Raw genomic sequence first — 19,708 nt, 5'->3', positions numbered from 1 at the left:
GTAAACATTAAAAAAACCCTATAACCATCAGGTTATAGGGCCCCTCTTATATTGATTTGAATGACACGAGCACGCAAATCAAGTCAAGAAGGCAAAGGGAGAGGAGAAACCGGAGGAAGAACTTATGGGGAAACGTAAGTCTTCTCCGCGGTTGGCAACAACACCTTTATCAGGAGATGTTGTTACCCTCATTATTTCCAAACATGATCAGGTTATACGAAAATTGGAAAAAATATTTCCATCCTGAGGGAGAAATAATGAATTTCCCTAGTTTTTATAAAATAATTTGTGGTAGGATAATGAAGAATATGCAGTAAACGAAGTAAGGTTGTGAGAAAAATGAGAGTTGTATCTGGTACAAAAAAAGGACTAGCGTTAAAAGCCGTTCCTGGAACGACGACGCGTCCAACGACAGATAAGGTGAAAGAATCTATTTACAATATTATTGGTCCCTATTTTGAAGGTGGACTTGGTTTAGATTTATTTGGTGGAAGCGGTGGACTAGGCATTGAGGCGTTAAGTCGTGGGTTGGATAAATTTATTTTTGTCGACCGAGATGGTAAAGCCATTCAAACGATTAAAACGAATTTAGCTACTTGCGGGTTTGAAGACCAAGCAGAAGTGTATCGAAATGACGCAGACCGTGCACTTAAAGCGATTCTTAAACGAGAGCTTCAGTTTGATTTGATCCTGTTAGATCCACCGTATAAAGCACAAAAATTGAAAGCGCTTATCGAATTCATTAGCGAAGCATCACTGCTAACTTCGACGGGCAAAATTGTTTGTGAGCATGACAAAGGTGTTTCATTGCCAGAAACGATTGGTACCTATGAACGAACAAAGGCTGAAATTTATGGTATTACCGCAATTACAATCTATGAGCCTGCGCAAACAGAACAGGCAGAGGAAGAATAAGGAGGAAGGAAATGGGGAGTGTAGCCATCTGTCCAGGGAGCTTTGATCCCGTTACAAATGGACATCTAGATATCATTAAGCGTGGAGCAAAGATTTTTGACACGCTGTACATAACTGTTTTAAATAATTCTTCTAAAAATCCGCTTTTTTCAGTAGAAGAACGAATCGCGCTACTTCAAGAAGTAACAAAGGATATGCCTAATATTACGATTGAAGCATCGCAAGGTCTGTTAATGGAATATGCGAAGAAAAAGAATGCTAACTGCATCTTGCGCGGACTTCGGGCTGTATCAGATTTCGAATACGAAATGCAAATTACGTCTGTTAATCGCGTGCTTGATGAATCCATTGAGACATTTTTTATGATGACAAACAACCAATATTCGTTTTTAAGCTCCAGTATTGTGAAAGAAGTAGCAAAATACGGTGGAAATGTATCAGAGTTAGTTCCACCAGCCGTTTCAGAGGCATTAATCCAAAAATTTCATACATAAAAAAAGAAGGTGCAGCGCTGCGCCTTCTTTTTTTCTTGCTATTTATTTGTCTGCTACAAGTAAAGAAAGCGTGTGTTGAAAATTAGCGATACTGGCAGTGACGAAGTAGGTCCCAGACATATCTAATGGAATGTTTTTTTCGAGGGTGATAGAGGCTTTTCCACGTTTATCACTGATTGCTGAAAAACGAAGGATCTGATTAGAAGGGGTAGTAGCTGTAAATGAGATTTTTCTGGAGCTGAGCGGACGATTTTTTTCATCCAATACGGTTGCTGTTACGGCAGTACCGCTCCCTTTTTGCACAATAGTAGAGCTTGATAAAAAGAAGTGAAGATAGGAAGAACTAGGCTTGGCGATCGTAAAAGAAGTGCTCGTCTTTTCCTCATTACCTAATGAAGAGATGTCTACTTTATAAGTTCCAACGGCTTGCGTAGACGAAAATGTAAAGACAGCTTCTCCATCATCATCGCTTTTTGCTGTATACGACATCTTTTTTCCCGATGGCATCGTAACCGTGTACCGAAGGCCGACTTGCGGGGCAGGTTTAAGCGTTAGGAAATTTACATTGGTTTTAATAGCTACGGGTTCATTTGGCAGTAGGGATGGCTGTGAAAGGTTCACAGTTAGCTGAGTCATCCCTTCATTAAACGGTGCTTGAATCAATCCGTACCCGTACATGTCATCCTTTCCGGGAGATCCTACATCTTTAGCTGTTGCAAACAATTTTTGCGTCAGTTCTTGTGCGGATGCATTTGGAAAGGCTTCTTTTAATAAAGCCAAGTCACCTGCCACATGAGGAGCGGCCATTGATGTTCCGCTTAAACGAGCATAGCTATTAAAGAGATAGGTGCTTTGAATTGAAGAGCCTGGTGCGACAAGGTCTAACTCAGGTCCGTAGGAAGAGAAGGAAGAGCGATTCATATCTTTGTCTACGGATCCAACGGCAATGACGGGATCATATTTTGCTGGATATAAAAGACCAGGAGTTTTAGAGCTTCCTGAATTGCCAGCTGCCACCACGACTTGAATCCCGTTTTGTGTGGCGATGTTAATGGCTTGTTCTAGGGCTGGGGAGGGGGTGCTTGTCCCAAAGCTCATATTAATAATATCGACTTGTTCATTAATGGCCCATATGATGCCTTTGATGATATCTGACAAATAGCCGTTTCCGTTTGAATCCAGCACTTTTACAGCGTAGATCTCTGCATTAGGTGCCACTCCAACAATACCGCGTGTATTGTTCTTAGCTGCAATAATACCCGCTACATGTGTGCCATGGCCGTGGTCGTCTCGAAAGGATGTGGTGTACGACACCATCGAAACGCCTTTGACCACGTTTACTTCCTCATGTGGTCCTACTCCTGTATCAAGAACGGCTACTTTCACTCCTTTTCCTGTATACGAAGACTTCCAAGCGTATGGGGCATGGACCGTTTGTACTCCCCAGTCCATCACCTGTTCTAACAAATGAACTTTTGTATCCTGTTCGATTGAAGCAACGTTTGGATTCTTCAAAAATGCTGCAATATCTTTTTGTTTAAATTCCCCGCTGACAGCAACAGCTCCATTAAACGAAATCACATCATACCTTTGCTTTTTCTGCCAATTGGTTAGTGCTTTGTGATTATGAAAAGATGGGGTGAAACTCACAATCAGATCGTGGTTTTGTCCGTCTAATAAAGAATGAGCTTGGACGGTTGGAACACCAACGAAGGAAAAATCACGAGAAAAAGGAAAGAGAAAAAGTAGAATAACCCCAATCATTAGCAAAAACTTTTTCATGAAGCATCACACTCCATTAAAAAAATCATGTTCAATAGTTAACATATGAATGCATGTTTTTAATGGAGCTAGAAAAAACGCCTTTTTCTTATACAAACGTTAAATTCGAAACAAAAATGATGCTTCGAGATCTATGCTGCATGATTGATCACTAAAGGGATTGTTCTCAAGCAGTGTGTTAAATATCATATTCTCGCTTTGAACCAAATAAAAATAACTTTTCATAAACGAACAATAAGGTTGTTAAAAGATGGTGAAAATGATGTTTGTAAACTGCTAAAATAAAGGCATAGACATACAAAATGATATGCCAGGAGCTGTTATGCTTGAATATTATCGCCGTCCTATTATCGATAATGACTGCTTTAGGGGTACTCATTCTAAACTTTTTAGTTCCTTTTGGGACACATTACAAACTTTTTGGGGCAATTATTTTCATTTTCATCACTCTCGTTGTGCTGATCTATTTAACTGGTTCACAGAAAAAGTCTTCGTATATAGTTGGCACTTTTTTAGTACTGTTAGGATGCTGTCTAGCGATCTTTCAGTATAAAAGTGAGAAGGTGGCGAATTATACGGGAGAAGAAAAGTGGAAAGAAGAACGAAGTCATCAAGTTTATCGATTAGATGATTTATTCAACGAAAGAACCATTAAAAATCTGTCTGTAACCGAAATAAAAGCACTGTTTGGAAGGCCAGAGAAGGTTGAACGTGAAGAGGAAGAAGAACGATATATGTATGTGTATGAAGGAACATGGGGATGGCACCAATGGACTGAACAACTGTACATATATTTTGATAAAAATGAAAAAGTCATCGATTACCGCAGGGAAACTGCGGATGCTGTTGAAGACGTCAATAACCTAAAAAGCCCTCAATATTGAGGGCTTTTTTTAGAGCAGTATTTAAACATAATTTCTTTCGTTCTACAAAGCCCGACGCAAATTCTTAAAGAGTAGCCAAACATACAAAAGTAAAAATCCGATGGTCAGAAGAGGCCCATAGGTGATGCACACATGCCAATATTCACTCATCCACCCAAAGGTTTCGTTTGTAGAGGTCGGAACAGACGGATTGTATGATGTGATATACGAATGGAGAGGGCGCCACAGTAAGATGGTGATAATCATTGCGAAGCATCCATGAAGAATACGAGCAATAAAAAATGGTAAAAACTTAATATCAGTTTCAGCTAAGATACTGGCAACTTGAGCTTGCACAGAAAAGCCGCTAAATCCCAATATGAAGCTTGTGATAATGGCCTGATGTAAAAGGTGAGAAGACGTAATGTCACTCGTTAAACGGCTTCCAAGTGTAATTTCGAATAGACCTGAGACAAAGGGCAACGAAAGATCGGTTGAAAGATGAAACAGTGGAAAAACAAGCGAAAGCAAGTGACTGAACAGAGAAGTCACGTTCATTAGTAAAAGAAGCTTGTTTAAAACCGAAAATAAAATAATAAATCCACCAATCATTAAGAGGCTTTGAATAGCGGAGCTAACGGCATCCCCTAACAGTTTTCCGATTGGACGATTATCGGAAAGACGGTAACGATGCATTTCTCGCAGCGCTTCTTTAAAAGAAGGAAGACCTTTTTTAGATGGCGAATCTATGACAGAGGAACCACCATAGAATCTCATGATGACGCCCACGGATAAATTGCCAAGGTAATGGGCGAGCGCAAGTAAAATACCAAGGTGGGGATTGTGGAAAAAACCGACCGCCACCGCTCCGCAAATAAACAATGGATTAGACGAATTTGTGAAGGAGACAAGACGAGTTGCTTCAAGGGATGTCAGCTGTCTTTCCTGTCGAAGGCGAGCCGTAAGTTTGGCCCCTGCTGGAAATCCTGAAGCCATCCCCATCGCGAGAACAAATCCACCAGCGCCTGGTACACGAAAAATAGGGCGCATAAACGGTTCAAGAAGAATACCGACAAACTTTACAACGCCAAAGCCGATAAGCATCTCAGAAGCGATAAAAAAGGGAAGGAGCGAAGGGAAAACGACCTTCCACCACATATCTAATCCCCGCACAGAAGCTTTTACCGCTTCTTGGGGGAAAATAATTAATGCGCCTGCTAGCAGAAGTGCGCTTGCAGAAAGTAAGAGTGTTTTAAAGACGGATTTTGTCAAACTTGTTCTCCTCCTAGAGTAATGGCTTAAAATATGCATTTCAAAGGGAAAAATGGTAAAATTACTCCAATATTGTACAACCTATATATCAATATACGAGTCTAGCCCTGGAATTTAGACCATAAGAATGAACAATAGATAAAGGAGGGGATGTGACTTGAAAGATCCAACGGTTGGTTTAGCTCTTGGATCTGGCGGAGCCAGGGGTTTTGCGCATCTTGGGGTGTTAAAAGTGCTGCATGAGGCTAACATTCCCGTTCACTGTATCGCGGGAAGCAGCATGGGGGCGCTTGTGGCCGCTTTTTATGCAACGGGAATGGACATGGACCGCTTATATAAAATCGCCAATGCTTTCAAACGAAAGTACCATTTAGACGTTACGGTCCCCAAAATGGGATTTGTTGTTGGAGAGCGAATTAAAGAATTAGTAAGAGTCTTTACTCATGGAAAGAATATTGAAGACTTGATGATTCCGATTGCGATTGTCACGACCGATTTAAGAACGGGAGAAAAAGTGGTTTTTAGGGAAGGACCTGTAGCAGAAGCTGTGCGAGCAAGCATCTCCATTCCCGGTATTTTTGTTCCTGAGCCGCTGAATGGCCGGCTGTTAGTAGATGGGGGAGTTGTGGATCGTATCCCCGTTTCCGTGGCGCGTGATTTAGGGGCAGATATTGTTATAGCGGTAGATGTTTCAAGAGTCAAAACAAATGCAGAGATTGGCTCGATTTTTGATGTTATTTTACAAAGTTTAGACATTTTACAAGAAGAGCTTGTGAAGCATCGTGAAATTGCGTCGGATGTTATGATTCGGCCTCACGTCGAGGCATTTAGCTCCCGCGCGTTTAAGAACATTGCTGAAATTATTGCAATAGGTGAAGAAGAAGGTAGAAAACATCTGCCTAAAATTAAAGCAACCATTGAAAATTGGAAGGAGCAGCACCATGAAAAAGAATAAACTATTTACGTTGTCCCTCGTGCTGGGGATTATTCTGGCGTTTATGATTGTATTTTTTCCGCTTCCGTACTACATCACTAAGCCAGGAATGGCACAAAAGCTAGACCCTATCATTGACGTTCAGGGTGGAACAGAGGAAAAAGGCGATTTTATGCTGACAACGGTTCGAATGGGGAAAGCAACTCCACTGTCATACACGCTCGCACATATTCAGGATTTCCAAGAAGTATTTCCTGAAAAAGATATTCGTCAAGAAGGGGAAAGCGACAAAGACTATAATTACAGACAGCTTCACCTTATGGAAACATCGAAACAGTCGGCGATTGTCGTAGCATACCAAAAGGCAAATAAACAAATTGAGTTTCATAACAAAGGTGTATACATTATGAGCGTAGTGCCAAAGATGCCTGCTGAAAAAGTGTTAAAAGCAGGAGATCGCGTACATAAGGTGGATGGAAAGGCTATTGAAACGGCAGATGAATTCATTTCATTCGTATCTCAGAAGAAAAAAGGGGACGCTGTGAGCATTACATACGATCGTAATGGGAAAATGTATACCAAATCGGTTAAGATTCAACCGTTCCCAGGATTGAAAAACAAAGTAGGACTAGGTATTACGCTCATTACGGATCGAGATATTACAGAAACACCAAAAGTGAAAATTAACACTGAGCAAATTGGTGGGCCTTCTGCTGGTCTCATGTTTTCGTTGGAAATTTACAATCAGCTAGTAGAGGAAGATACCACTCACGGCTATCAAATCGCAGGTACAGGAACAATTAACGATGAGGGCATCGTTGGACCGATCGGTGGGATTTCACAAAAAATTGTCGCCGCTAGTGACTCAGGTGCAGAAATTTTCTTTGCTCCGGCTGAAGGTGGTAGGAAAGACTCCAACTACAATGAAGCGGTGAAAACAGCGAAGAAAATTGATACAAAGATGAAAATTATTCCTGTGAACACGTTTGATGATGCGATTGCATACTTAAACAAATTAAAAGATAAAAAATAAATATAAAAAAGCTCCTTCTTTCACAAGAGAAGGAGCTTTTTTATTAGGAAAGAATAATGGGTGGAGTAGTAAAGTCTTGCATGCTAAACTGAGATCTTAATGGCTCTGGTAAACTCATTCCGTAAACATAGGTGGCTTTTAAATCTAATCGAAGAATCGTGTCTGCTTGTTTTTTTGAAATTTTCGTAACAAGTGGAACCTCAATTTTTTTCTTTATTAGCCGTAAATATTCTTGTCCTTTCTTCGTCATCCCGAGTACCCGGACGTACGGTGGGGCGTCAACGTGTAAAAAGGGCTTCATTTCTTCTTTCATCGTGTGCGTTAAGATATGGACACACATACGCTGAATACGTGTCCACGTGTAACGCTTTGTTTTCACAAGCGACATAAACTCCGCAAACGTACTAGCGCGTTTGTTAGCATCGAGCAGGCGATACTCAATTCCTTCTTCAATTTCGTAAATATCCGCAAGCTGACTAGGTGTCATCGTTAGAAGCTTATATTTTAACAGCGGAAAATACTGTTCCCAGTCGTGAAACCCTCCGTACGTTGTGATGTAATCTTCCAGCAAGCGAGTCGTAGCTGCTGGCACATAGGGAGAAATTTCTTCGATGGATGATTGAGTATGTAAGCTTTTTCGAATACTTGTTGCGCTTGCAATAGGTGTAGTAGGAAGTTCTACGTCGTGGTAATGTGCTTGCGTACGTTTAATCGTATGCGGAGTAATGCCTGTATGCTGATCGATGATGGCTTTCACATAGGCATATCCTAAAATATTGTTTGGTTGTGATAAATCAATGCTATCTTCAGTCGTTTGAAGCGCTAGCGACAGGGCTTTAGGATAGCTGTAGCCTTCTTTTAACAGTGATTTTACGTGCTCAGATGGCTGTGAGGAGTCAGTGAATTGCACAGCTCGTTGAAATGGCTCAATTCGTCCGTCCTCGCTTCCGAAGCAAATGGACTCCACCTGTAGCTGATTTAAAATGGCAACGGCTCCAGCGGCAAACGTGTCTGCTTGTTGTGTAGCGTATACGTACGGAAGCTCTACGATCAAGTCTACTCCTGAGCGCAGTGCCATTTCAGTCCGGTACCACTTTGATAGAAGAGCAGGCTCACCTCGTTGTAGAAAATGTCCACTCATAACGCCAATCATACAGTCAGCTTCTGTTTGTTTTTTTGACTCATGAACATGAAAATCGTGTCCGTTGTGGAAGGGATTATATTCCACGATAATGCCCGTAGCTTTCATTTACATTCCTTCTTCACAAGTTTATTTGATTATAGTAGTCATATGGTGTTAAAATGGCTTTATAACTTTTTTAATTAAGATCATTATAGTGTAAAGAAAAAATATTGACAAATACTTCTGTGAAAGCTATAATCATCTTTGTTGCCTTGAGGTGATAGATATGAAATGGACAGTACATCAATTGTACCAATTGCAAAATAAAGGTCTAAATTTTGATGAAACAATTGACGGTAAAGAATTTACAGATATGGGTGACGAAATTCGCAGAGTTTCAGACGTTCATATAAAAGGACGAGCAGACATTAGTTCTGCAAGAGTAACTTTTAGCTTTACTGTTGAAGGAGAACTAACGTTACCATGTGCTCGCACATTAGTCGACGTTCAATATCCTTTCAGCATTCATGCAAATGAAACTTTTATTTTAAAACCAACTGATTATGAAGATGAAGAAGTGCATTTTTTAGAAGGCGATATAGTAGATCTATATCCTGTTATAAAAGAGCTGATTCTTCTCGAAGTTCCGATGCAAGTGTTCAGTGAGAACACCGACGTATCGGGAGCAGCTCCTCAGTCTGGTAAGGATTGGGAAGTTATTAGTGAAGAAAATCGGAAAGATCGTATCGATCCTCGCTTCGCAGCGTTGCAAGATTTCTTCAAAGACAAGAAGTAATAATTATGAGAAGATCCGGCGTTATCCGGCCTTCATATGATTTTAAACTCTTTTAAGGAGGTGGGAATAATGGCTGTACCTTTTAGAAGAACATCCAAAACTAGAAAAAGATTGCGTCGTACGCACTTCAAATTACAAGTTCCTGGTATGGTAGCATGCTCAAACTGTGGTGAAATGAAATTAGCTCACCGCGTATGTAAAGCTTGTGGAACTTATAAAGGAAAAGAAGTAAAAAGCAACTAATATTTGCAGTTAAAAGACATTCTCAATTGAGAATGTCTTTTTTCGTTTGGTCGTATGTTGATCACCGTGATGTGAAAGGAGGCTCTAGGGCTTCCCTTGACCCCAAAAGCAGGAATTCTCCCTCTATATACAGAAACCATGTGATGGAATGTGCAAAAGGGGGATCTATAAATGGAGTATCAATTTGATGTAAAAGAAGACGGAAGAGCCGTTTTTACAATTAATCGTGCGCATAAAAAGAATGCGATTAATTATGAAGTGATGAAGGGGTTAAAGGCTGCGATTACTGCTTGTAAAGAAAACGATCATGTAAAAGTACTTCTCATTACAGGGGCAGGACAAGACGCTTTTTGCAGCGGTGGCGACGTTCAATTGTTTCATGCGCTAAAGACGGAAGAAGAAGCATATAGCATGCTTTATCCAATGGGGGAAATTTTATATGAACTTATGACCCTTCCGAAGCCAACGATTGCGATCATAAACGGGATTGCTCTTGGAGGAGGATGTGAGCTTGCGTCAGCTTGTGACATTCGTCTAGCGGTCGACACGGCCAAAATTGGTTTTATTCAAGGCAGGTTAGGCATTACAACGGGATGGGGTGGGACAACGATCCTGCAAGAAAAAATGCCCCCTCAATCCGCTTTACATATGCTTTATTCAGCTTCTACCTTTTCAGCGGAAGAGGGAAAAGAGTATGGATTTATTCAAAGAGTAGTTTCTCCTTCAGCGTTGGAAGATAGTATGAATCAACTTGTGACGCCTCTGTTGCAAAAAAGCACGTCCGTCTTGAGGCAGTACAAAACGCTTTATATAAAGCGTTGGGAAGCAAATGGGGTATTTGCTCGAATGAAGGAAGAAATCCAAGGCTGTGCGCTCCTGTGGGCAGGTGAAGAGCATCATCAGGCGGTGGAATCATTTTTACAGCGTAAGTAGTCTATCTTTTCTAGTAAGTGCATATTTATTTACTAAACGGTTTTAGGAGGGATAGATAGATGACGTCTTCTCGCCAAGATGCTTGGACGCAAGACGAAGACTTGCTTCTTGCTGATTTAGTATTGCGATATATAAGAGATGGGGGCACACAATTAAATGCATTTGAGGAAGTAGGAAGAAGGTTGTCTCGGACAGCTGCAGCATGTGGCTTTCGCTGGAATTCCTATGTAAGAAAGCAGTATAAAGCAGGCATCGACCTTGCTAAAAAGCAACGCAAACAATTAAAAGCACAACATTCCACAACAGAACGAGCGAGAGCAGAAGCCCCTCCGAGGGAAGTGCAATCCTCATCGTCTGACTTAACTCTTCGTGACGTTATTCATTTTTTAGAGAATCTAGAGATCACGGCAGAAAATGCTAATGATGTGGTGAAGTTAAACGTAGATTTAAAGAGAAGAGTAGAGGGATTAGAACGTCACATACAGCGATTAGAAAAGGAAAAGCATCTCCTTCAAAATAATCTTGTCGTCGTCGAGGATGACTACAAAGCGCTCATTGAAATTATGGAGCGAGCTCGTAAAATGGTTGTGTTGAAAGAAGACGAAAAAAGCGAGAAAGTAAAATTTCAAGTGGACCAAACGAGCAAATTAAAAAAGATAGAGAAATAAATAAAAACAGCTGATGAAATTCATCAGCTGTTTCTTTATTCAGCGTCAAATCCATTTGGGTGCCAAAGCAATGGGTTTTGACCTAAGTCACGATCCATATCATACTTGATAGACTGAAACCCCATTTTAGCCCAGAAGTCACTGGATTTTACACGCGGATTGGTTTTGATCGGAAGGTCGAAGCTTTTAGCGAAATTCACCAGTGCTTCGCCGTATCCTTTGCGCTGATAGCTTGGTAATACTTCAAGTTTCCAAAGCTCTAGAAAATCCTGCGGAGGTGTGAAGTATTGATCAAACTTTTGGTCGCGTTTATATAAGCTCATTCTAGCAACAAGGCTGTCACCGAAATATATTCCGTAAAATGGAGAATGAATTTCATTTTCCGTCAGGTTTTCCTGTAAGTCTTCAAGCATAGATAATTCTTGATTGCCATACTCTTTGAATTTTTTAAATTCTTCGAGCGTTTTAAAGTTGATTTGTAATCGTTTTACTTCTGGTTTGTACATAATCCCCCTACCCCTTTTCTTGTAGCAGTGTGAAGCTATTTTTATTATATAATAAAAATACGAAAAATTCCGCAAATAAACACACTTGTTAGTAAGCGTTTCCAAATATCGAAAGGAATTTTAAGAAAAATGTAGAAATATAGGTGTTGGGGACAAAAAACAGTTGAACAAAGGGGATGATACCGTGAAAAGAGTATTAATTGCAAATCGTGGGGAAATTGCATTAAGAATTATTCAGACGTGTAAACGAATGGGAATTGAAACCATTGCCGTCTATTCTGAAGCGGATCAAGATTTACCGTTCGTAAAAGAAGCAACCAAAGCGGTATGTATTGGAGAGGCGCCTGTTCAAAAATCGTATTTGAGAGCGGATGAAATCATACGTGTAGCGAAGGAAGAACAGGTAGATGCCATTCATCCTGGCTATGGATTTTTGTCTGAGAACACAGCCTTTGCCAAAGCGGTTATGGACGAAGGAATTGGTTTTATCGGGCCATCTCCAGAAGTAATTCAGCTAATGGGAGACAAAGTAACGGCAAGAGACGTGATGAAACAAGCGCAAGTTCCTGTTGTTCCTGGAAGTGAAGGAAGCGTTGAGAGCCTTGAAGAAGCATGTCGTATTGCGCGGGAAATTGGCTATCCGGTTATGCTGAAGGCGAGCGGAGGCGGAGGCGGAATTGGGATGCACCGCTGTGAAGGCGAAGACGAATTGAAAAAAATATATGCGTCCACTAAAGGAAGAGCCAAAGCTTATTTTGGAAACGATGAGCTCTTTATTGAAAAATTTATTACTAATTCGCGTCATATTGAAGTGCAGGTTTTCGGAGATAAACATGGAAATCTGGTCCATATGTTTGAGCGGGACTGTTCGGTACAGCGACGTAATCAAAAAGTAATTGAAGAATCACCGTCTCCGTTTTTATCGGAAAAAGGCCGTGCTGTCATGTGTCAAACGGCGGTAGACGCAGCAAAAGCCGTTGGTTATTACAATGCGGGGACCATTGAATTTATCGTAGATGAACAAGAGAATTATTATTTTTTGGAAATGAATACAAGGCTTCAAGTTGAGCATCCCGTTACGGAAGAGCTAACAGGATTAGATCTAGTCAAATGGCAAATTCTTGTGGAACGAGGAGAAAAGCTCCCGCTTGTTCAAGAGGAAATTACTCAGGTAAGCCATGCGATTGAGTATCGGGTGTATGCGGAAGATCCAACAACCTTTTTACCGTCACCTGGCCTCATTACGTCATTGGAATTTCCAGAACAAGAAGGGGTAAGAGCTGATTTGGGCTATCTATCAAACCAAAAAGTAACGCCATTTTATGATCCGATGATTGCAAAAGTAATCATTAGTGGTAAGACACGAGAAGAATCGATCGAGCGCTCGAAAGGTTTCTTTAATAGCGCGTCAATCGAAGGGATTAAGACGAATTTGAGCTTGTTTCAACACGTGCTTCAGGACGAAGCATTTGTGAATGGGGAATATGAAACAAGTTATCTTTCAAAACGTTCCATCAAAAACTAACACAGGGGGAGTAAACATGAAAACAATCGAGGCAACAATGGCAGGGATGGTACTAAACGTATTAGTAGAGAGCAATGAGGAAGTACAAGTAGGGCAGGTTGTCGTAATGCTTGAATCGATGAAAATGGAGATTCCAATTGAAAGTGCCGTATCTGGAACGGTGAAGGAAATTAAAGCTGTGATAGGTGATTTCGTTAACGAAGGCGATGCTCTACTTATTTTAGAATAAAAGGGGGAATCAAAATGATACATACAAACAATCTTCAGGAAAACTATGAGCAAAAGCGACGAGAAATTGAGGCAGGAGGTCAGCCGAAATATCACGAAAAGCTCAAGGAGCAAAACAAACTATTTGTACGTGATCGTTTAAATCTGTTGTTTGATAACGGACAATATGATGAGGACGGAAAATTTGCGAACAATATGGCGGGCGATTTACCTGCTGATGGCGTTGTGACTGCGATTGGGAAAATTCATGGTCAAACGGTGTGCGTGATGGCTAATGATTCGACTATTAAAGCAGGATCTTGGGGAGCAAGAACGGTAGAGAAGATCATTCGTATTCAAGAAACAGCAGAGAAGCTTAAAGTACCGATTTTATATTTAGTGGATTCTGCTGGAGCACGTATTACTGACCAAATTGACATGTTTCCAAATCGTCGCGGCGCAGGGAAGATCTTTTACAATCAAGTAAAATTATCAGGAATGATTCCACAAATTTGCTTACTGTTTGGTCCATCTGCTGCAGGTGGCGCATACATTCCGGCCTTCTGTGATATTGTGGTCATGGTCGATGGAAATGCGTCGATGTATCTAGGATCTCCGCGTATGGCAGAAAAAGTAATCGGTGAAAAAGTAACGCTCGAAGAAATGGGCGGAGCACGTATGCACTGTACGGTAAGTGGATGCGGCGATATTTTAGTTGAAAAAGAAGAAGAAGCGATTTTAAAAGCGAGAGATTATCTTCGCTACTTCCCGAAAAATTTTCAGCATCGTACAGAAGTCGTAGATGCGATTGAACCGAAGCAGGGAAGAGCGCTTGTGGATATCGTCCCTGAAAACCAAAACGTACCGTTTGATATGTACGAAGCGATTGATTCATTAATTGATGCGGGCAGCTTTTTTGAAATTAAAAAACTGTTTGCACCGGAGTTAATTACGGGGCTTGCTCGTCTGAATGGTAAAACGATCGGAATTATTGCCAACCAGCCAAAAGCAAAGGGTGGCGTGTTGTTTGTGGACTCTGCTGATAAAGGAGCGAAATTCATTCAGCTTTGTGATGCGTTTCATATTCCGCTTTTATTCCTAGCCGATGTACCAGGATTTATGATTGGAACGAAAGTAGAACGAGATGGGATCATTCGTCACGGAGCGAAATTAATTGCGGCTATGAGTTCAGCCACGGTACCGAAAATTTCGGTTATTGTTCGTAAAGCATATGGTGCTGGATTGTACGCAATGGCAGGTCCTGCATTTGAGCCGGATTGCTGCATTGCTCTTCCGACAGCTCAAATCGCCGTTATGGGACCAGAAGCCGCTGTTAATGCGGTCTACTCCAATAAAATTAACAGCATTGAGGATCCGAAAGAGCGCATTAAATATGTGCAGGAAAAGCAAAAGGAATATAAAGAGCATATTGATATTTACAAGCTTGCTTCTGAACTGATTGTGGACGATATCGTGCAAGCGAATGATTTGAGGGACGCCCTCATTTCTAGATTTGATCACTACGATTCAAAAGAATTGGTGTTTAGCGTACGTAAGCACCCTGTCTATCCTGTTTGATAAAAAGAACCATTGTATGATTGTACAGAAGGTCCTGAGAAAGCAGCAGACCTTCTGTGCTTTTTTTATTTTCTCTATTAAAAATGGTAAAAATACTATAAAGTGAAGAGTAGAAAATAGACGAACATTAGGAGGGCTTTATGAACAGAATAGCAATTATTGGCGGTGGTTCCGTTGGTTTATTATATGCAGCTCGTCTTGCTTCTTATCATGAGGTGACTGTGTACACAAAATCAAACGAGCAGGCTAGAGCCATTAATGAAAAAGGGATTCAGCTTGAAGAAGGCGAACAAATAAACGTTATTCGTGTAAAGGCAGCCGTCATTTCTGATGGCATCGCTCCTTGTAATTTAGCCGTTATTGCGGTTAAACAATATCACCTTTCTTCAATTTTACCCTTTTTACGTGAAATTCCCCCGACTACTCCGCTGTTATTTTTACAAAATGGAATGAGTCATTTGGAGATCATCGATTCCCTTCCTCATACATATGTATTTCTTGGGTTAGTCGAGCATGGAGCATTGAAAACAGGAGACGTACACGTAAAGCATACAGGAATAGGCACGACACGTCTTTGTATGTACAAAGAAAATCATTTCATACATAGGGAACTCTTAAAGAATTCTACCGATTGCTTTTCATTCGTTGAGGAGCACGATTGGTATAAAACAATGATTAAAAAGCTTATTGTGAATGCGGTCATTAATCCGCTAACCGCTTTGTACAGAGTTGAAAATGGAATGTTGCCATCTGTTGCGCCATTCCGTCAAAACATGGAACAGCTTTTTGCAGAAGTAGTGCTCTCATTAGGAATTAACGAGGGAAAGGAATATTGGGAGTCCATCTTAACCGTTTGTGAACAGACGGCATTTAATCGTTCCTCCATGCTCAGAGACATTGAATCAAAGCGTCAAACTGAGGTTGATAGCATATTAGGTTATATCATAAGTGAAGGTGAAAGACGACGCGTCGATGTACCGCTTGCGACGTTTTTGTATAACTCAATCAAAGGATTAGAAAAAAAACAGAAAAAGTGAGATGATACAATTGGGAAGTTTCTTCGCTGGGGTGATCGCTACTTTTGTAACGGTACCATTTTTAGCTTTTTTACTGTCATACATTGTTTTTCGAAAAGTAACGAAAAATAATTTAAAATCCTTTCGAATTTCGGTGGATGTGACCACGATTTTTCTGATGGGTTCTGTTTATCATGCTACATATGTTATTTGGGGAAAATCATACTTATGGGCTATTTGTTTAGTACTTTTATTAACAGCCATCATGCTATTTCTTTTGCATTGGAAATATAAGCAGGACATTCAGTTAAGACGAATTTGGAAAGGCTTCTGGCGCATGAACTTTTTATTGTTCACGGTAGGGTATGCAGCGTTTGCTATCTATGGCGTTGTAGCACGTATTTAAAAATTATAAGCGTGTCACTAGACGAATAGAAACACAATATGGATAATGAATTTAGACTAAAACTCTATGAGTGTTATTTGACATAAGAAAGGAAGTTCTTTCATGGAAACTATTGACGTCGCTTTGTCGTCACTGAATAAATTAACAACCGATTACGTAAATGGAGAAAAGGATGTCTCTTCTTTTTTTCATTATGACATTGCTCAAACGGACTTGTTTCGATGTCGACAGCAAGATATTAAGGAGCAGCATTATCCTCGTAAGGAGCTAATTGATTATCTGCTTCCGTATAATTCATCCGTCGGTTCTTCAGAACAAACGCTTGCCAACATCCGAAAGCTGAATGATTCATCAACAACGGTAGTAGTAGGCGGGCAGCAAGCAGGTGTACTAACGGGTCCACTATATACCATTCATAAAATTATCTCGATTTTAAAGCTCGCTAAAGAGCAGGAACAGGCGTTAGGTTCACCTGTTTTGCCTGTTTTCTGGATTGCAGGTGAAGACCATGACTTTGCTGAGGTGAACCATGTATTTGTGGAGCAAAATGGCCGCATGGTGAAAAAAGCAGTTAAAGAAAAGCTTGCAGAGAAGAAAATGGTTTCTGATACGGAGATGACGCAAGAGTTAGTCAGAGCGTGGGTAGATGACATCTTCAAAGTATGGGGTGAGACGAATCATACAAAAGAAGTGCGTTCATTTATTCAATCGTGTCTTCAATCATCTCGTACGTATACAGAATTTTTTGCGCGTATGATTGCCCAATTATTTGCTCATACAGGGCTGATTTTAATGGACGCAGCTTCACCAGAACTTCGAAAGCTTGAATCACCTTTTTTTGTTCAGCTTATTGAGGAAAATATGAAGCTGTCAGAGAAAGTAGGCGATCAGCAGTCCAAGGTTGAAGAAGGGTATAAAAAAACGATCGATGTTGCACCGGAAACGGCCCATCTTTTTTATTCCCATCAAAATGAACGCATCCTGCTAGAGCGTACGGCAGAAGGATTTGCAGGCAAGAACGGTGAAGTGCAGCTAACAAAAGAAGAGCTGTTGCATATTGCGCATCATGAGCCACATCTTCTTAGTAATAACGTTGTGACAAGACCGTTGATGCAAGAGTTTGTACTACCAACATTAGCTTTTATTGCCGGTCCTGGGGAAGTAGCTTATTGGGCTGAGCTTAAGCAGGCTTTTGAACTGTTTGGTTTCCGTATGCCTCCTGTGATGCCTCGTCTTTCATACGTGATCGTGGAGCGTTCCGTTCAAAAAGCTTTGGAGGATGTACAGCTTGATCTAACAGAGGTGCTTCAAAACGGACTAGGGGCGTATCGTGAAAAATGGCTCAGTGAAGAAGTGACTTATCCGTATGCGAATTACTTTGAACAAGCCAAAACAGAAATTGAGTCCGCGCATCAATTGTTGCGAACGAATGTACTAAAAGAGGATGAACGCCTCGGAAAACTATTAGAAAAAAATCGCAATATCATTCAAAATCAGCTAAATATTGCTCAAAAAATTGTCGAGTCTGAACAGCTGAAAAAACATGAAACAATTTTGAATAAATATACGTTAATTGAGAATGCCCTTACTCCAAGTGGCGGTCCACAGGAGCGTACATGGAACGTAGCGTATTATTTAAATCAATACGGAATGGACTTTGTGGCGCAATTACTAGAAGTTCACGTCGAATTTAATCACAAATTAAAAGCCGTTTGTCTATAATAAAATCCTGCTCTTTAGCAGGATTTTATTTTGTTTAGAAGAATTAGGGGAAATACAGAAGAAAAAATAATTCAAAAAAGGTTTCTTGTTTTTTAAAGTGGGTAAAGTACATGGTTGGAATTTTTGCTGTAAACGAGTCGCTAAAATGTTATGTGGGGATGTCAAATATGTCATTTTATTTAATAGCATTAAAATCTGACAAAAATCTACGTTTTCTATGTAGAAAAAGCTGAAATTATGTTGGATTTTGATATATAATATAAAAAGCCATATTTATGCGAGAAGTTGGAAACTTTACATAATGAGATTGGCTTCACGATCACATAATTTATTACGTTTAAAGTAGGTGTCACGTTGTTTAATCATACAACAGTTTTATTAAAAGAAGCGGCAGAAGGTTTGAATATTAATCCAGACGGAATCTATGTAGACTGTACCCTAGGTGGGGCAGGTCATAGTGAATATATTGTCAAGCAACTATCAGAAAATGGTAAGCTCATTGCATTTGATCAAGATGATGTTGCCATTGAGAACGCAAGACAAAAGCTAGCACCATACATGGACCGTGTTATTTTAATTAAAAGCAATTTTCGCTTCTTAAAAGAAGAGTTATTAGAAAGAGGCATTACAGAAGTTGACGGAGTGTTATTCGATTTAGGTGTTTCTTCTCCGCAGCTCGATACACCAGAAAGAGGCTTCAGCTTCCACCACGATGCACCTCTCGATATGAGAATGGATCAACACGCGTCGTTGTCAGCGTATGATGTGGTGAATGAATGGCCGTATGAAAGGCTAGTAGGAATTTTCTTCAAATACGGGGAAGAAAAGTTCTCTAAGCAGATTGCCCGAAAAATTGAGGCATATCGTGAAAAGAAAAAAATTGAAACAACGTTAGAACTAGTAGAAATTATTAAAGAAGGAATCCCTGCTCCAGCAAGAAGAACAGGAGGTCACCCAGCGAAGCGAATTTTCCAGGCTATTCGTATTGCGGTAAATGATGAACTTGGCGTATTCAAAGATGCGATTGAACAAGCAATTGAGATGACCAAGCCTTCTGGGCGTATTAGCGTCATTACGTTCCATTCGCTAGAAGACCGTATTTGCAAGGTAACCTTTAAGGAAGCAAGCAGCTTACCGCCTCTTCCGCCCGGACTACCGATTATTCCAGATGAATTTCAGCCTGAGCTAAAATTAGTTACGCGAAAGCCCATTTTGCCTTCGGATGAAGAAATTGAGCATAACAAGCGTGCTCGATCAGCGAAGCTTCGTATAGCAGAAAAGGTGAAAACAAAACAAAAATAGACTAAAAGGAGGAGAATCGGTTGGCAAATGTAGCTTATAAAGTAAATGAACAGCACATACAATATCAACCACAGCAGCCGCAAAAGGCACCAAAAACACTTAAGAAAAAGAAGCGTCGCATTACGTTAGGTGAGAGGGTCCTTTGGCTTGGTCTCGCTGCCGCAACTGTTTGGGGCTCAGTAGAAATCGTTTCAAATCAGGCATCGCTTTATAGTGTAAACGCTGAAATTCAGGGGTTAGAAAAAAACGTTGATAGCCAGACTCGTGTCAACAAGGAGCTAAAGCAAGAAGTAACAGAACTAAGCACGTATGAGCGTATTTGGGCAAAAGCAAAAGAGCTTGGACTAGACTTGAACGAAAATAACGTGAAAGTGGTTCAGGAGTAAGCGG

General features: G+C 40.5%; 21 protein-coding genes. 17 read left to right on the top strand and 4 right to left on the bottom strand.

Features of this window, described 5'->3' with window-relative positions; all coding sequences use genetic code 11:
* The first annotated feature begins 339 nt into the window (after positions 1-339).
* Both rsmD and coaD read left to right on the top strand, forming a co-directional pair.
* Positions 340-915, top strand: coding sequence for a 16S rRNA (guanine(966)-N(2))-methyltransferase RsmD (rsmD, locus tag IE339_RS17800; RefSeq protein ID WP_242169707.1), 576 nt, complete (start codon positions 340-342; stop codon positions 913-915).
* A gap of 11 nt (positions 916-926) precedes the next feature.
* Positions 927-1,409: a pantetheine-phosphate adenylyltransferase gene (coaD, locus tag IE339_RS17795; RefSeq protein ID WP_053403395.1), complete on the top strand. Its 483-nt coding sequence runs from the start codon at positions 927-929 to the stop codon at positions 1,407-1,409.
* Positions 1,410-1,451: 42 nt separating this feature from the next.
* Here the strand turns inward: coaD and IE339_RS17790 are convergent, their stop codons facing one another.
* Positions 1,452-3,191, bottom strand: a complete 1,740-nt coding sequence (locus IE339_RS17790) for a S8 family serine peptidase (RefSeq protein ID WP_242169706.1) — start codon at positions 3,189-3,191, stop codon at positions 1,452-1,454.
* Positions 3,192-3,517: 326 nt separating this feature from the next.
* Here IE339_RS17790 and IE339_RS17785 point away from each other — a divergent pair, with 326 nt between their 5' ends.
* Positions 3,518-4,075: a hypothetical protein gene (locus tag IE339_RS17785; RefSeq protein ID WP_242169704.1), complete on the top strand. Its 558-nt coding sequence runs from the start codon at positions 3,518-3,520 to the stop codon at positions 4,073-4,075.
* A gap of 42 nt (positions 4,076-4,117) precedes the next feature.
* On the opposite strand, the gene ylbJ is transcribed toward IE339_RS17785, so the two are convergent.
* Positions 4,118-5,326 carry a sporulation integral membrane protein YlbJ gene (gene ylbJ, locus IE339_RS17780; protein WP_242169702.1) on the bottom strand — a complete coding sequence of 403 codons (1,209 nt, stop codon included), beginning with the start codon at positions 5,324-5,326 and terminating at the stop codon, positions 4,118-4,120.
* Positions 5,327-5,483: 157 nt separating this feature from the next.
* Here ylbJ and IE339_RS17775 point away from each other — a divergent pair, with 157 nt between their 5' ends.
* Positions 5,484-6,281: a patatin-like phospholipase family protein gene (locus tag IE339_RS17775; protein WP_242169700.1), complete on the top strand. Its 798-nt coding sequence runs from the start codon at positions 5,484-5,486 to the stop codon at positions 6,279-6,281.
* Positions 6,268-7,293 (top strand): SepM family pheromone-processing serine protease, encoded by a 1,026-nt coding sequence (locus tag IE339_RS17770; RefSeq protein WP_242169699.1) that lies wholly within the window; start codon positions 6,268-6,270, stop codon positions 7,291-7,293. The genes IE339_RS17775 and IE339_RS17770 overlap by 14 nt, the downstream gene beginning before the upstream one ends.
* 43 nt (positions 7,294-7,336) lie before the next feature.
* Here the strand turns inward: IE339_RS17770 and IE339_RS17765 are convergent, their stop codons facing one another.
* Complete coding sequence (locus IE339_RS17765) at positions 7,337-8,542, bottom strand: nucleotidyltransferase (protein WP_242169697.1); 1,206 nt, start codon at positions 8,540-8,542, stop codon at positions 7,337-7,339.
* Positions 8,543-8,702: 160 nt separating this feature from the next.
* Here IE339_RS17765 and IE339_RS17760 point away from each other — a divergent pair, with 160 nt between their 5' ends.
* The 4 genes from IE339_RS17760 to IE339_RS17745 all read left to right on the top strand — a co-directional run bounded on the left by IE339_RS17760 (position 8,703) and on the right by IE339_RS17745 (position 11,056).
* The gene (locus tag IE339_RS17760) at positions 8,703-9,212 is read left to right on the top strand and encodes a YceD family protein (RefSeq protein WP_053403389.1); all 510 of its coding nucleotides are present in this window, start codon (positions 8,703-8,705) and stop codon (positions 9,210-9,212) included.
* 69 nt (positions 9,213-9,281) lie between these two features.
* Positions 9,282-9,455: a 50S ribosomal protein L32 gene (rpmF, locus tag IE339_RS17755; RefSeq protein WP_053403388.1), complete on the top strand. Its 174-nt coding sequence runs from the start codon at positions 9,282-9,284 to the stop codon at positions 9,453-9,455.
* A 171-nt stretch (positions 9,456-9,626) separates the two neighbouring features.
* On the top strand, positions 9,627-10,388 hold the full coding sequence (locus IE339_RS17750; RefSeq protein ID WP_242169695.1) for an enoyl-CoA hydratase/isomerase family protein: 762 nt from the start codon (positions 9,627-9,629) through the stop codon (positions 10,386-10,388).
* A 59-nt stretch (positions 10,389-10,447) separates the two neighbouring features.
* On the top strand, positions 10,448-11,056 hold the full coding sequence (locus IE339_RS17745; protein WP_242169693.1) for an RsfA family transcriptional regulator: 609 nt from the start codon (positions 10,448-10,450) through the stop codon (positions 11,054-11,056).
* Positions 11,057-11,091: 35 nt separating this feature from the next.
* Here the strand turns inward: IE339_RS17745 and IE339_RS17740 are convergent, their stop codons facing one another.
* On the bottom strand, positions 11,092-11,562 hold the full coding sequence (locus tag IE339_RS17740) for an N-acetyltransferase (RefSeq protein ID WP_242169690.1): 471 nt from the start codon (positions 11,560-11,562) through the stop codon (positions 11,092-11,094).
* Between the two features lie 184 nt (positions 11,563-11,746).
* Here IE339_RS17740 and IE339_RS17735 point away from each other — a divergent pair, with 184 nt between their 5' ends.
* The 8 genes from IE339_RS17735 to ftsL all read left to right on the top strand — a co-directional run bounded on the left by IE339_RS17735 (position 11,747) and on the right by ftsL (position 19,704).
* Complete coding sequence (locus tag IE339_RS17735; RefSeq protein ID WP_053403403.1) at positions 11,747-13,087, top strand: acetyl-CoA carboxylase biotin carboxylase subunit; 1,341 nt, start codon at positions 11,747-11,749, stop codon at positions 13,085-13,087.
* Between the two features lie 16 nt (positions 13,088-13,103).
* Complete coding sequence (locus IE339_RS17730) at positions 13,104-13,316, top strand: biotin/lipoyl-containing protein (protein WP_053403384.1); 213 nt, start codon at positions 13,104-13,106, stop codon at positions 13,314-13,316.
* Positions 13,317-13,330: 14 nt separating this feature from the next.
* The gene (locus IE339_RS17725) at positions 13,331-14,872 is read left to right on the top strand and encodes an acyl-CoA carboxylase subunit beta (protein ID WP_242169688.1); all 1,542 of its coding nucleotides are present in this window, start codon (positions 13,331-13,333) and stop codon (positions 14,870-14,872) included.
* Between the two features lie 140 nt (positions 14,873-15,012).
* On the top strand, positions 15,013-15,909 hold the full coding sequence (locus IE339_RS17720; protein ID WP_242169686.1) for a 2-dehydropantoate 2-reductase: 897 nt from the start codon (positions 15,013-15,015) through the stop codon (positions 15,907-15,909).
* A gap of 10 nt (positions 15,910-15,919) precedes the next feature.
* A complete protein-coding gene (locus IE339_RS17715; RefSeq protein WP_242169684.1) occupies positions 15,920-16,294 on the top strand; it encodes a DUF3397 domain-containing protein in 375 nt (124 codons plus the stop codon).
* Between the two features lie 102 nt (positions 16,295-16,396).
* Complete coding sequence (gene bshC / locus IE339_RS17710; protein WP_242169682.1) at positions 16,397-18,016, top strand: bacillithiol biosynthesis cysteine-adding enzyme BshC; 1,620 nt, start codon at positions 16,397-16,399, stop codon at positions 18,014-18,016.
* 354 nt (positions 18,017-18,370) lie between these two features.
* The gene (gene rsmH, locus IE339_RS17705) at positions 18,371-19,318 is read left to right on the top strand and encodes a 16S rRNA (cytosine(1402)-N(4))-methyltransferase RsmH (RefSeq protein WP_242169680.1); all 948 of its coding nucleotides are present in this window, start codon (positions 18,371-18,373) and stop codon (positions 19,316-19,318) included.
* A 20-nt stretch (positions 19,319-19,338) separates the two neighbouring features.
* Entirely contained in the window at positions 19,339-19,704 is a 366-nt protein-coding gene (gene ftsL, locus IE339_RS17700; RefSeq protein WP_242169678.1) for a cell division protein FtsL, read from the top strand.
* The last annotated feature ends 4 nt before the right edge of the window (positions 19,705-19,708 follow it).

This window comes from Priestia koreensis, assembly GCF_022646885.1.
Taxonomy (GTDB): domain Bacteria; phylum Bacillota; class Bacilli; order Bacillales; family Bacillaceae_H; genus Bacillus_AG; species Bacillus_AG koreensis_A.
This window is presented reverse-complemented; position numbering and strand designations above follow the sequence as displayed.